Origin of the sequence: Roseiconus nitratireducens (assembly GCF_008629675.1) — a bacterium.
GTDB lineage: Bacteria > Planctomycetota > Planctomycetia > Pirellulales > Pirellulaceae > Stieleria > Stieleria nitratireducens.
On the sequence record NZ_VWOX01000007.1, the window covers coordinates 373,573 to 387,971 of the forward strand.

8 protein-coding genes are annotated in these 14,399 nt (G+C 59.4%); 3 read left to right on the top strand and 5 right to left on the bottom strand.

Features of this window, described 5'->3' with window-relative positions; translation table 11 throughout:
• The first annotated feature begins 23 nt into the window (after positions 1 to 23).
• Both FYK55_RS14755 and FYK55_RS14760 read left to right on the top strand, forming a co-directional pair.
• The gene (locus FYK55_RS14755) at positions 24 to 4,226 is read left to right on the top strand and encodes a ThuA domain-containing protein (protein WP_150077187.1); all 4,203 of its coding nucleotides are present in this window, start codon (positions 24 to 26) and stop codon (positions 4,224 to 4,226) included.
• Positions 4,227 to 4,269: 43 nt separating this feature from the next.
• On the top strand, positions 4,270 to 5,304 hold the full coding sequence (locus tag FYK55_RS14760) for a molybdopterin-dependent oxidoreductase (protein WP_150077188.1): 1,035 nt from the start codon (positions 4,270 to 4,272) through the stop codon (positions 5,302 to 5,304).
• 82 nt (positions 5,305 to 5,386) lie between these two features.
• On the opposite strand, the gene FYK55_RS14765 is transcribed toward FYK55_RS14760, so the two are convergent.
• The 5 genes from FYK55_RS14765 to FYK55_RS14785 form a co-directional block, all read right to left on the bottom strand.
• Positions 5,387 to 5,578: a hypothetical protein gene (locus FYK55_RS14765; RefSeq protein ID WP_150077189.1), complete on the bottom strand. Its 192-nt coding sequence runs from the start codon at positions 5,576 to 5,578 to the stop codon at positions 5,387 to 5,389.
• Between the two features lie 389 nt (positions 5,579 to 5,967).
• Positions 5,968 to 8,820, bottom strand: a complete 2,853-nt coding sequence (locus FYK55_RS14770; protein WP_150077190.1) for a response regulator — start codon at positions 8,818 to 8,820, stop codon at positions 5,968 to 5,970.
• 43 nt (positions 8,821 to 8,863) lie between these two features.
• Positions 8,864 to 9,769, bottom strand: a complete 906-nt coding sequence (locus FYK55_RS14775) for an ATP-binding response regulator (RefSeq protein ID WP_201743719.1) — start codon at positions 9,767 to 9,769, stop codon at positions 8,864 to 8,866.
• 255 nt (positions 9,770 to 10,024) lie between these two features.
• Complete coding sequence (locus FYK55_RS14780; RefSeq protein ID WP_235908702.1) at positions 10,025 to 11,368, bottom strand: lactonase family protein; 1,344 nt, start codon at positions 11,366 to 11,368, stop codon at positions 10,025 to 10,027.
• Between the two features lie 107 nt (positions 11,369 to 11,475).
• Positions 11,476 to 12,534: a heparan-alpha-glucosaminide N-acetyltransferase domain-containing protein gene (locus tag FYK55_RS14785; protein WP_150077191.1), complete on the bottom strand. Its 1,059-nt coding sequence runs from the start codon at positions 12,532 to 12,534 to the stop codon at positions 11,476 to 11,478.
• Positions 12,535 to 13,133: 599 nt separating this feature from the next.
• Between FYK55_RS14785 and FYK55_RS14790 the strand changes: the two genes are divergently transcribed.
• On the top strand, positions 13,134 to 14,336 hold the full coding sequence (locus FYK55_RS14790) for a hypothetical protein (RefSeq protein ID WP_235908703.1): 1,203 nt from the start codon (positions 13,134 to 13,136) through the stop codon (positions 14,334 to 14,336).
• Positions 14,337 to 14,399: the final 63 nt, after the last annotated feature.

The window sequence follows — 14,399 nt, forward strand, 5'->3', positions numbered from 1 at the left end:
GTTCCCTGCGGAAAGGTTTTCTCATGCAGTCCACTGCGAATGCCTTGCTGCCGTTTCGCCCGTCGCTTGCGATGATCGTTGGTGCCTTCTTTTGCGTCTTGCTGGCGTCCGGCGGCCCGGTGCCGGCGGCCGATTTGCCGACGGTGTCTGCGGACTTGGAGCTCTGGCTTGATGCCGGCAGAATCAACGATCAACGACGCGCCAACGGCGACCCCGAGATCGACTCAGGCGACGCTCTGCCCGTTTGGCCCGATGCTTCGGCGGGTCGCCGCGATTGCGTTCAGCGCGATGCGTCACGACAGCCAAAGCTGATGCAGCTTGGCGATGATTGGTTCGTGCGTTTTGACGGCGAAGACGACTTCCTGCATGAAGAGTCCTCGCCGACGGCTTTGGAAGCGGCGTCGATCTTCATCGTCGCGGCGCCCCACCGGAACGAAGGCGAGTATCGCGCTTTGTTGGCAGCCAATCAGGACGGACAACGCGATTACCAATCGGGATTCAATGTCGATTTGGGGGCGGGTCCCACTCGCAGCTTCAGCCAGCTGAATGTGGAGGGACGTGGCTTCGGAGGGGCCAGGAATCTGCGCACTCAGGAGAGTGAATTCGGAACCCTGCAATTGATCGAGATTCGTATCGATCCGATCGCGAGACGCGTCGAAGTTTGGGTGGATGGCAATCGGGAAGGCACTCGCCCGTTCCAGCCCGGTTCGTTTTCGATCCAGCAGCTGACCGTGGGCGCGAGGCATCATACCATCGGTCCGGGCGAACAGCGGGCGCAAGGTCACGCCGCAGCAGACGTCGCGGAGATCGTCATCTACGATAAGGCGCTCAACGAATCAGAATCACAGTCGATTCGCAAACACTTGCTGTCCAAGCACTCGAAGCTGGCCGAGGCCATTCCTGACACGGTGCCGGGTATCTCGCAGCCGGGGATTCCGTTGGTCAAGGTACAGGATCCGCCGACCATTCAAATGCTGGTGCCGGGATTCCGTGTTCAGGAGATTCCGGTGGCACTGACCAACGTCAACAACGTGCGTTTTCGGGCGGACGGTCGGTTGGTGACGCTCGGATACAACGGCGATATCCATCTGCTAAGCGATTCCGACGGCGACGGGCTGGAGGACCGATCGGAGCTGTTCTATGACAACGAGGGAAGCCTTCGCGGGCCGATCGGGCTGGCCCTCACTCCGCCGAACTACCCGAAGGGACAGGGCATGTTCGTCCCAAGCAAAGGCAAGGTTTCGCTGATCGTGGACACCGATGGTGACGACCGCGCGGATCAGGAAACGGTGGTCGCGGACGGCTGGGAAGAGATCCCGCAGAACGTGGACGCGGTTGGAATGGCGTTGGATTCCGACGGGAATCTTTATTTCGGACTGGGAACGGCCAATTACGCAAACGCCTACCTGGTCAACGACCGGGGCGTCGCGGAGTATTCGCTCGAAAGTGACCGAGGGACCGTTCAAAAAGTCTCCGCCGATTTTCAGACACGCGAAACCGTGTGCACCGGCATCCGGTTTCCGATCGCGTTTGCATTCAATCAACACGGTGACTTGTTTTGCACCGAACAGGAGGGCGCGACCTGGCTGGCCAACGGCAATCCGTTCGACGAATTGCTTCATATTCGTCCGGACCGGCACTACGGCTTTCCGCCTCGACATCCGAGGCACAACCCCGATGTGATCGACGAACCCTCCACCTACGACTACCGTCCGCAACACCAGTCCACGTGCGGCATGGTCTTTAATCCGCCGGCGTCCGAAGGCGCGACGTTTGGTCCCCCGGAATGGGTGAATCAGGCATTGGTTTGTGGCGAGTCGCGGGGGAAACTTTGGAAGACTGATTTGGTGAAAACGGCTGAAGGCTACGTCGCCCAGTCTCAGTTGTTGGCGTGTCTTCAAATGCTGACGGTCGATGCGTGCGTTGCACCCAACGGTGACCTTGTCGTCGCTTGCCACAGCGGTCCACCGGACTGGGGAACCGGTCCGGAGGGTCCGGGAAAACTTTTTCGGATCCAAATGATCCAGCCCGAGATTCCCCGACCCGTCGCGGCATGGGCCGAAACGGATCGCGAGGTCCGAATCACGTTTGACCACCCGCTGGATCCTTTGTCGCTGCGCGAAGCCACATCGCAAATCCGGATCGAATACGGAGAGTTCGTGCAGCCCGGTGATCGATTTGAGAATCTGACGCCGCCCTATGCCGTCGTCCAGCGTCAGCAGATGGCACCACGCTTTGAACTTCCCGTGCGAGGGCTGTCGGTTTCGGCCGACCTGCACACCGTGATCCTGCAGACCGATCCCATGCTGCGTCACGTCGGTTATGCGATCACCCTGCCGGGACGTCTGGCAGCGACGCATGATGACGATGCCGTGGATCGTTCCGCGACGGAACGCGATCCCGCGAAGGCAACCCGACACAGGAAACAGGATCAAATCGATCTCGGTTATTCGCTCGGCGGCGTCGCGGTGAAGTGGGTTCCCGATTCCGCGAGCGAGATGGAGTCATGGAGCGGCTGGGTTCCGCACCCGGACCTGGACGTCTCCCGGCATCTGCTCTCAAGCAGCACCGCCCACCGTAGCCTCTGGCAACGATTGTCCGAGCCGGGGAAGCTGACCCTGTCGACCCAGGTTGATCTAAGCGATGTGCTCCGTCCGGCGGTGCAGCCCGGGGCGGAACTCGACTACCAGTGGCCGCCGGAGAGTGTGGAGCTGAGTCTTCGTTGCAACGTCCCGTGCACCGTCGACGCGACGCTCCGGACCGCGTTGAAGGTTCAGTCGACGGAGCAAGGAAAACGACACCGGGTTCAGATGCCGACCGACGTGACTGAGCCCGTGCGGCTCTCGCTGGTTGTCCCGACCGGCCGGGGCGATGCGTTGAAACTTCACTGCACCGTTTCCACCAACGAAGATTCTGCCGAGCGTCCGCTAAAGTTGCGACGCTTCATTCTCCCTTGGTTGGAAGTCCGGTCAGATTCCGAGTCCACCGAAGGTTCCGCGACGGAACCGCCGCCGGAAATCGCGGGCGGCAGCTGGGGACGGGGGCGTCGCCTGTTTTTCAGCGAACAGGTCGGTTGTTTCAAGTGTCACCTCAGCCAAAGCGGCGGTGTTCCGATTGGGCCGGACCTCGGCAATTTGGTCCACCGCGACTACGCTTCGGTGCGACGTGACATCGAACAGCCAAGCTACGCGATCAATCCGGACTATGTCACGCACATCGCATTGCTCGATGACGGACGGGTCATGACGGGCGTGCTGCGTACCGAAGGCCAGGAATTGATTCTGGGCGACAAGGATGGCAAGTCGGTGACGCTGGATCGATCCCGGATCGACCAGCTGAAACCGTCTGCGGTTTCTGTCATGCCGAAGGGGTTGCTGGATTCGTTGAATGACAGCCAGCGTCGGGACTTGATGACGTACCTGCTGTCCGCTCCGCCGCGGATGCCAGAGGATTCGCCGCTCGACGCCCCGCCGGTCCGAACTGCCGCGGAAGTTGCCCAAGCGTTGGCCGGGTCGAAAGCGGCCGATCCGACCCGCAAGCATCTGAATCTGGTCCTGGTCGATGGCATCAAAGATCACGGCCCTGGGGAACACGACTACCCGGCCTGGCAACGTGTCTGGGAACAGCTGTTCTTGGCTGACCCAACGTTAACCGTCTCCACGGCGTTTGATTTCCCGTCGGACGAGCAATTGAATCAGGCCGATGTTGTGGTGTTTTTTCAAAAGGGCAGTTTTGGTGGGCTGCGTCAGCAGAAGCTGGATGCCTACCTGAAACAAGGCGGTGGCGCGGTCTACATTCATTGGGCCGTCAATGGGAACGATCGATCGTTGGAGTTTGCTAACCGTATCGGCTTGGCTTCCAAGGGCGGAAGCATTAAGTACCGTCACGGTCCGCTGACGCTGAAGATCCACCATCAGCAACATCCGATCGTTCGAAACTTTGAACAGTTGCAGTTGTATGACGAAAGCTATTGGGAGCTGAGCGGCGATCCGAGCCAAATCACCTTGCTGGCGACCAGCCGTGAGGATGGCAAGGCCACGCCGCAGATGTGGGCGACCGAACGACTGGGCGGTCGGGTCTTCGTCAGCATCCCGGGTCACTACAGTTGGACCTTCGACGATCCCTTGTTTCGAATCCTGCTGCTGCGGGGAATTGCCTGGACGGCGTCAGAGCCCGTCGATCGGTTCAACGAACTGGTTCGTCCCGGGGCCAGAATGTCACGCTAGCTGGACAGCGTCCTTTTCGTTTTTCGGTTCCCCCAGGATGGCGATGCATCACGATCAACTTCCCCCAAACCAGCAATTGGTCAAGGGCGATCGCTGGCCGGTGGTTGGCGAACGCGCCCCACGAGAGGACGATGCCCCGTGGACCGTCACCCTGTGCGGTGAAGTCGAGTCCTGTCGCACGTGGACGGTGGAGGAATTGCGATCGCTTCCGCAGGTTCATCGTCAGGTCGACGTGCACTGCGTCACCCGCTGGAGCAAGTTGGAGATGCCGTTCGAAGGGGTGCGATTTGCCGAGATCGTTCATGACCAATCCGGCGACCCGCTGTGGAAGAAAGATGCCACCCATGTTTCCTTCGTCGCGCGCAGTGATCGGGGCCATTCGACTTCGCTCCCATTGGACGAGCTACTGCGACTCGATCCGATCCTCGCGTTTTCCGCCCAGGGACAGCCGCTGTCCCAAGAGCATGGCGGGCCGGTTCGGATGGTGGTCCCGGGAAAGTACTTTTACAAAAGCGTGAAATGGCTGGAGCGGATCGAGTTCCTGCGGGCGGATCGGCCGGGCTACTGGGAGGGCGAAGCAGGATACCACAACGGCGCGGATCCCTGGCGGGAGCAGCGTTACATCGCGGCATCCGTTGGCAAGCAAGAGGCTTCCCGGCTGATTCGGCAACGGGATTTCAGTGGGCGTGATTTGTTAAGTCTGCAGGCGAGCGGGATGAACTTGGAAAAGCTTCGCGCGACGGGAGCCCTGCTGCGCAACGCCGACTTTCGCAGCGCCAATTTGCGCAATGCCGACTTCCGCGGGGCGAACCTTTCCAACGCGCACCTGCAGTCGGCCGATCTTCGGGACGCCGACTTTCGGGATGCGGATCTGGAGGGGGCCGATCTGAGCGACGCGGATCTTCGTGGCGCTGACTTGCGCGGGACGTCACTCTTTGGCGCCACTTTTTGCGTGGTCGACCAGACCGGTTTCACTCATTCGGCGGCAACAATCGATTCCTCGACCCGATTGGATCCGACTTCGCTGCAGGGCCTGACCGCCGAACAACGTCAGTTCGTGGAGTCCTCTCATGACTGATGCAAAGAAACGCAAACGAACTGGACAGTCAAGTCGCACGCTCCCGCAAGGAGGTCGTGCAGCTTTAATCCTGACGGCGGAACTACCAGATCCAATCAACAAGCGTCCGCGCGAGGTAGTCGATGGCGGACAGGAAGCCGGTCAGCGCGATCATTGCGACGAAGCAGAGCACAATGAATTTTCCCAGATGCTGGTGATTGCGTCCCGGCGGTTTCGCGTCGTTTGAACCTTCCTCGGACTTTCGCGGAGGTCGGTAGGGGTTCGATTGGCTCATCTAAAGTTGACCGGAACGCAGTCACTGTCGGTGGTTTCGCGGTGCGGTTCGATGGGACCGATCTAGGTTCCACTCATCGGTCGGCGACCAGCAGTTCTTCGATGATAGATGCGTTCGTTGATGCGATTCCAGGGGGAAGTCGACATCAAGATCGAAATCGATCGGTGACATTTCGTGTCACCAAACTTCGTTTGTGTCGGTGAAGAATCGGCTTGAGCCAGCGGCGGCGTCGTTGCGGCGAGCATGATCGCGCCGTTGTCGATCAGCGTCTTCGTCGTGCGTTTTCCAAAACCAAGTCCCCGTTTTCGGTGGCTTCGTTCACCATCAGACGGGCGGTGCGAATGAAATCGCGGCAGCACGACGCCGGACGACACGTGCCCTTGAGGAAATTAACCGCCGGAAGATTCCTCGCCTGATTCCATGAACCGATTCAACTCGTCGAGCATCATCTCGACTTCGGTTTCCAGGCGTTCCAGCAACGATTGCGAATTGTCCAACTGCTCGTTGCGCGCGGCCGTTTCCAATTCTTCTGCGGCGTCGTGCACTCGTTTAGCCGAGAAGAGATTTGCAGAACCCTTGAGCGTGTGCGCCGTGCGTCGGATGGCCGGCCCGTCGGTCTGCGAAACGGATTCGTGCAACGCAGCGATCATGTCCGTGCACTCGTTCACGAACACTTTGGCGAGTTGCCGAACGCCTCGCAGCCCATGCGGGATGCGGCTTGCCGCGGCACCCAGGTCGATGATATCGCTGGATCGCGTCGGTGGGTCGGCTTCGGAATCCGATTCGGGGGAGGGCTCTTCGGTCACATCCGGTGGAGATCCAGTATCGGGCGTCGAACGGGTCGCTTCGAGTCCTTCCAGGACTGATTTTTCCGGAGCAAATCGAGCCATCGTCTCCTGAAGATCCGGGTGATGGATGGGCTTGGCCAGGTAGGCATCCATCCCAGCCTTGAGACATGCTTCGGCGTCTTCTTTCATCGCGGCGGCGGTCAGCGCGACGATCGGAATGTGGCCTCCGGTTGTGCGTTCGTGATTTCGGATCGCTTCACTGGCTTCCAATCCGTCCATGATGGGCATGTGCATGTCCATCAGGATTAAGTCAAACGGCTCCTCTTTCCACGCCGCGACCGCCTGACGCCCGTCACTGACCACCACGGCGGAATGCCCGGCCGCTTCCAGCATCCCGATCGCCACCTGCTGATTGGCCAAGCCGTCTTCGGCGACCAGAACACGCAAGTGCGGGCAGGACGGAAGCGAATTCCGCTTCCGGGGCTCGCCGCTTTCTCGAATGTGCATCACGTCCAAAACCGCATCCAGTAACTCGGACTGGATGACGGGTTTGGTCATGTACCGCGATATCTGCGATTCTTCGCAGCGGCCGGTGTCATCGGTGCTGGTGGCGGAGGACAAGATGATCAGCTTCATCTGGTCACGCGAATGCGTTTCTCGAATGCGTTTGGCCAATTCGAATCCGTCCATGCCGGGCATCATGCAGTCCAGGACGGCCAAAGCGTATGGTTTTCCTCGTTCGTCCGCCTCGCGTATCAAATCGAGTGCCTCGGAGCCTCCGGTCGCCAGTGCCGGTTTCAACCGCCACGTCGAGAAGATCTCTTTCAGAATTCGCAGGTTGGTTTGGTTGTCATCGACCAACAGCACGGGCAGTCCGGCCAAACGATTGAGTTCTTTCTTGGGGTCGATCACCTGTTCGTCGGCCAGAGGGAAGTGCGCGGTGAAATAGAACTCCGTCCCCTGGCCGGGCCGGCTCTTCAATTCAAGCTCGCCGTGCATCAATTCGACAAGTTGTCTGGAGATGGCGAGCCCCAATCCGGTGCCGCCAAAGCGTCGTGTCGTCGAGGCGTCGGCTTGTGTGAACGGATCCAAGACGGATGCCTGCTTGTCTTTTGGAATTCCGATTCCCGTGTCACGGATGCTGAATCGCAGGGGCGTCGTTCCGGGAGGATCGCTTGAGTGCGGTTTCCCCTTGCTGACGTCCACGACCACTTCGCCTTCATCGGTAAACTTGATGGCGTTGCCGATCAAGTTGATCAACACTTGCCGCAACCGTCCCGGGTCACCGACCCAGCGGTCGGGAAGGTTCGGTGCGACCCGACACGCAAGCTCCAGATTCTTTTCCGCGGCCCGAATGGCCAGCGTCTGTCCTGACTTTTCGATCAAGTCGCGGAGGGAAAAGGAGATCGATTCCAGTTGCAGTTTCCGAGACTCGATTTTGGAAAAATCCAGGATCTCGTTCAGCAGCTGCAGGAGTGATTCGGCGGAATCACGGATCAGGTGGACGTAGTCGTACTGCTTTGCTTTGAGTTCCGACTGGGCGAGCAATTCCGACATGCCGATGATGGCGTTCATAGGTGTGCGGATCTCGTGACTCATGTTGGCCAGGAAATCGCCCTTGGCTTTGTTGGCGGCGTCGGCCGCATCACGCGCCTCGCGAAGGTCGTCTTCGTAACGCTTCAATTCCGTGATGTCGCGAGAAATGCCGAAGGTCCCGATGATCTCTCCGTCGTCATTGAACAGCGGCATTTTTGTGGAGATGCACCAGGTGTCATCGCGGTTCGGCCACGTCTCGCGTTCCACCAGGTCGACCAGCGGGTTGCCGGATTCGATGATCCTCAATTCATCGCTTCTCGCTGCTTCGGCGTGGGCGGCCGTGAAGATGTCGGCGTCCGTCTTCCCCACCACGTCCTGTTCCCCGGAGAACCCGAACTTGTGGGCCATCGCCTTGCTGATTCGCATGAACCGGCTATCGCGATCTTTGAAATAGATGCTGTCCGGAATGTTTTTCAGCAGCGCGTTCAACAGATGACGCTCGTGCTGCAGTTCACGCTCGGCCAAATGGCGGGCGGTGACGTCCCAGAACACCAATTGAATCCCGATGATCTCATTGTCTTCTCCGAAGATCGGACTCTTGATGCGTTCGATCCAACAGGGCTTGCCATCCTGGTTGACGGATTCTTCGACGTCGTGGAGGACCTTGTGCTCGCGGATGACGCGCTGATCGTCATGCGAGTATCGGTTGGCAATCTCTTCGGGGAAAAGGTCCGCGTCGGTCTTGCCGATCACGTCCTCCCACTTCAAACCGCGAAGTTCCAGGTACGTTTGATTCGCGAACAGTCGCCGGCCGTCCAAGTCCTTGATCAGGACGCTCAGGGGGAGCGTGTTGACGAGTGACTCATAGGTCGATCGCGCGTCGTCGGACGCCACGTTTTGAATGCCCTGCTCGGACATCGGTCTTCTCTCCGGTGAGGAGTATCAAAGGAAACGCTTGTCATTACTCCGTGGGGACGCAGTTCTTGACAATCGTGATCTCGTTCCCTTCGTCATTGAAGGTCACTTCGTCGGCAAAGCTCATGATCAATACCAGTCCGCGGCCGGATTCGGCCTCCAGCGTGCCCGACTTGGCAACATCCGGGATTTTGCTTTTCGCAAACCCCTGTCCTTGGTCACGCACGATCAGCCGAATCTGATCCTTCGCTGCCGATACCTCGACATAGACCTTGCGATCTTTGAAGGGCTCTTCCTGCTTGCGTCGTTCAATCGAATCGGTGGTGGCCCCGTCGTAGATCACCGCCCGGTGAGAGGGAAGCACCGATGAGCCCAGCCCGAGGTTGCCATGAAACATGGCGTTGAACACCGCGTGCTCCACCGCGCCGCCCAGTCGAGTCAGTTCGCGGCCGCAGAGCAGGTCCATGCCGGCTACCATCTGCGTGACCAGGCTGACCAGCGGGCTGATCAAGGCGGGGTCATTGCCCAGCTCAAATACGAACACACTCTTTTGCATCGCCGCAATCAGCTGCGCATAACTCGCGTCGCTGCGGAGAATCCCCAAGACGTTCGCGATCGTGTCATTGAGCATCGACTGCAGGTGATTCTTGGGCACGTAGCTGGCCGCGCCGCTTTGCAACGCCTGCGTCGCCAGTTCTTCCGATCCCTGCCCCGTGACCAAGATGGCCGGGACGTACGAATGCAACGAGTTCATGCTTTGAACCAGCTGCAAGCCGTTCATTTCCGGCATCTCCAAGTCGGTCACGACGATGTCGGTGGACTCGTTCGAAAGAACGTCCAAAGCGACCTTGCCGTTGGCCGCATGGCGAACCTGGTGCCCCCCTTCTTCCAGAAGCATTCGCATCTCGACGGCCTGCGTCGGGCTGTCCTCAACTAAAAGCACTTTGGCCATCGCTACTCTCCTCGTCGGGAAGACGCTGTTGGGGATTCGAGGGTCGTCCCGACCCCCCAAGGCAATTCTACACGATCGCGAGAGTCAAGGGTCAGCGGAATCAAATCCAATCGGGGATTCTGGCGAGACGTCCGGAGGGGGCACGCGACCGCGATGACAGCGCCGCCACCGTCCGGCGACGGTAGCTCCATCGACTTCGTGATCAACGCGCATCCCGCGACCGGGCGGCGTGACCCCGCGAACATCCACGGCTCATCAATTCTCGTTGACCGGGTTGTCAGTCAGAACCTGGGGCGTCGACGAAGCCAGTTTTAGAAACACAATATGGGAAGGGTTTCCGACGGGAACGAACTGCCCCGTGAACTCCAATCCGCCGCTCGCCCGATCGACTTTGAAGACGGCCAAATTGTCGGCCCGTTGATTGCCACAGTAGAGGTATCGACCCGACGGATCCAACGTGAAACTTCGCGGGTAATCACCCCGCGTCCATACTTCTCCGACACGTTCAAGCCGGCCCTTGGGACCGACCGAAAAGATGGCGATGCTGTCGTACAGTCGGTTCCCCGCGTACACAAACCGTCCGTCGTGCGAGACCAGGATCTCCGAACAGAAATTGCTCCCGGCGAACCCTGGCGGTAGCGTGGAAACCGTCTGTCGAGGCGAAAGCTCACCCGTTTCGCTGGAGAAGTCGAACAACACCACGGTCGAGCCCTCCTCTTGAATGGAATACAGCCATTGACCGTCGGGATGAAAATGAAAATGTCGCGGGCCGTCGCCCGGTGGCAATGCGACGAACGGCGTGGCGGCCGGCGTCAGCTTTCCGGTCGTCATCTCGATTCTCCAAACGAAGATTCGGTCCAAGCCCAAATCGACGTGCAGCACGAACTTGCCGGACGGGTCGGACTGGATCATGTGAGCATGCGTGTGATCATGCCCGCTGAATGCTTTGCTGCCGAGCGGCGCGTTGGTTGCCCGCGTCGGGCCAAGCTGTCCGGAGTCTTCCTTGACGTCCACCGCATGGCCGAGTCGGCCGTCCTGTTCGATCGGCAGCACGGCGATGGAGCCGCCAAAGTAGTTGGCCACCAGAAGGTACTTGCCCGACGGATGGATGCTGACGTACGTGGGCCCCGCCCCGGCGGACGGGACCGTGTTGATTAGGCGGAGGCTACCATCGGACGCATCAATCGCAAACGCGCTGATGCTGCCGTGGCCATGGGGTCCAACCCGATCCGTCTCGTTGGCAGAGTACAACCGATCGCCGGCTTGATTGACGACCAGGCAACTGGGGCTGGTGCCCATCTCGTAGACGCCCGCCTCGGTCAGCGCACCGGATTCCCGGTCGACCCAAAAACGGTGAATGCCCCGCCCATTGCCCGGCGGCAGATCCACCTGGGTCGGCAGGGTGTCCTTGATCGGCGAACTGAAGGTGCCCACGTAGGCCATCAGCCGCGAATCCTCCGTTGGCCCTTGGGACGGATGAGGCTGTGGCGAATCCCCTTCGCCGGCCCTGACGCTGATGCCCAGGCCGCTGATGTCCGGGCCGCTCATGCCCAGGCAAACGGCAAAGATGAACGCAGCGGTCGACAATACTGGCTTCACAAAGGGACTCCCGTCAGAGACATCGCGGTTTTGGAGGAGCCGCATTGTAAGCGATCAAACACGGTCCGCGATCATCGCCGCGGGAGGATGCGTGCTTGCGAATGGAATCAGGGACCGGCCTGAGAAGACGTCCGGACAATCCCCGTTTTGAGAACCCAGTAGAGGAGAAACGTGGCAAGTGGAACCACGACGGCGACCGTCGGGTCGACCACATCCTTCAACCAACTCGCAACCGGAAGTACGAACTCGTGAGCGGCGTAGATCTGCAGGGGGTGTTTGCCGGTGTTCTCCAGAAAGCGACTGTAGAAGGGAATGTGCACCTTTGCGATTGTGATCATGTACAACACGCTCAAACCGCCGGCCAAGAAGATGTACCAGAATTGGGGCGGGTTGCCGTACTGGGTTGCGTAATCACCGATCTGCCTGGCGCCCACCAGAAAGCTTGCCGATAGCGACAGCCCGATCGTTGCGAACGACAGATACAGAATCCGTCGTTCCACTTCCGCCGGCGCACGGATCTGTTGGTGCAAGGCGTATCCGATGGGGATCACGCAAGCGGCGCATCCATAGCACGTCAGCAGGCCGTATTTGCCCGACACCAGCAGCAGTCTTGTGTACTCCAGGGGCCCCGGGCCGGTGTACGGCCAAACGCTGAAAGCCAGTTTGGTGCCGATGAGGATCAGCGCCGATCCGATCGCGATCGACTTCCACATCGGTTCGTCTTTGATCCAGTCCAGCACGAGGGGCGTGATCAGCATCGCCAGGGTGTAGAACAGCAGGACCGAATACAGACAGAGTGCAAACTGCCAGGTGAAATCGTCGTCACTCGGCTCCGCGTCGGCGACCAAATCGATCACCGCGGGGATGCTGATCAGAATCGCGTACGACAGAACCGTCGCCGAGCGTCGGAACAACTTGATGGACGTTTGCTCGCGACTGCTCATGTACCGCGGCAGATAGACCAGCCCCAGTGTGATTCCGTACACAATGATGAAGGAGGGGGTCGCCAGTCGTCCAAAGAACAAGAGCGAGTCTAGCAGCACACCGCTGATGTCCAGCCGTTCATAGAAACCGGGGCCGAAGTGCGCGACGATCATCGCGGCGATCGCCAATCCTCGCGTCTGGTCCAGTTGGACGTAACGCACTTTCGATGTCTGGTGCTCCATGATTCCTCCGGTCTTCCGAAACCGGCTTCATTGTTCGAGAGACAGAAACGCGGCGTTTTGATTGTTGATCGTCGCCTTGCACTCCGTGAAAGCTGCGTCCATTCCGGCTGCTCACGACGAGCTGAACGCGACTTTGCAGAACACTGGGCCTTGAAACACACTGCCTTGAAACAGACTGGGCCAGGAAACCAACGGCCTGCTTCGGGGCAACCGTTCGGGTGCGGACGTGCGTGGGGCAAGGCAACGAATCGCTAAGAAGGCTTGACCGCTCATCGCCGCGTCCTTCGGGGGTGGAGGTTCCCCGTATACCCGACGCATCCGGCGCGACACTTTCCTTTCCCCAACGCGTCGCGATTCCGACACACGACTTTGCTGATTTGGCCGGCCGAGCGCGGCAAGACGGTCGCTGCCAAGACCGGAGTGTTGCAACCCGGCTGGGGAGGCTCCCCCTCTCATCCCCGGGTTCCTGCCCGCGCATACCCTCCCGTCTGGCTCCGCCAAGCACCGGGTCAAGGGGGCGACGGCAGCTTCAGGAGCCTCCCGCAAGGTTCGCTCAAACTTTCGCCGACAAACGTCGATAGGATCACGAAGATGTCGTCTTGCTCCCCCCAAACGTTTGTAGGTGGTCGATGCCTTTTCTGCGTGGAAGCCTCGGATTTCAACGATTTAGTGTCTCCGGTTTCGAATCGGACTCATTCGATGACGAGCACCTCGAAGCGCTCGCCGGTCAGGCGGCTGGCGGTTTCGAGACTGCATCAGCTGAGAACGTGTCCGTCGGGTTTCTGGCCGGTGAACATCTCTTCGATGTTGACTTTAATCTTGGCAAGAATCTGATCAACAATGCTCTGCACGCCGCCGTTCGGATCGATACAAACCAGATCCCTGCGTCCTATCGTGCGGCATGGTTGCAGATGGAATTGGCCGGATTTGCTAAAGACAGCGAGGACGGGGTGATCACCAAGGCTCAACGCAAAGAGGCCAAAGAAGCGGTCGAGCAACGGTGCGAGCAGGAAGCGGCAACCGGAAAGTATCGAAAGATGCAAACCTTCCCGCTGCTCTGGGATCTTTCGCAGGAGATGTTGTATTTCGGAGGATCCGTTGGTAACTCGGCCCGTCATTGCATCGAGCTGTTGCAACGTACCTTCGGTCTGGAACTGAGTCATCGCGGCGCCGGCTCGATCGCCACCCAATGGGCGATTGACAACAAGGTGTTCGGTGAAGTGGATGATCTGCATCCGATCAGTTTTGTCAGCGATCTGATTGCCGGGGACCACGTCTGGTCCAACGAGCATTCTCAGGCTCCCGACTTCCTGGGGAATGAGTTCCTGGTCTGGTTGTGGTGGACGCTCGAAAACGAATCGGACTCGATCACCCTGGTCGACGAATCCGAAGTCACGGTGATGCTTGCCAAAACGCTTAGCCTGGAATGCCCCTATGGCGAATCCGGCAAAGAAACCATCGCCGCGGAATGTCCCGTTAAATTGCCCGAAGCGATGCAGGCGATTCAGTCTGGGAAACTGCCTCGAAAAGCCGGCATGACGATCGTCCGCGAAGGGCGTCAATTTGATTTAACGCTGCAAGCGGAGTCATTCGGTATCAGCGGGGCGAAGATCCACTTGGAAGACGACGAAGAGTTCGATGACGAAGACCGCATTGACGCGATCCGCCAGCTGACCGATACGACCGATCTGATGCTGCAGACCTACGTCAACCGTCGCATCAGCGACGATTGGGAACAAGACCGCCAAGCAATCCGCAAATGGCTGGGCGGTCGCGTCAGCCATGACCGCAAAGCGGCCTGACGGTTAACCGCTGGACGTCGTTCGGCGGCCGTGACGCTCAGGGAATGCGCCTGAAGAATCTTG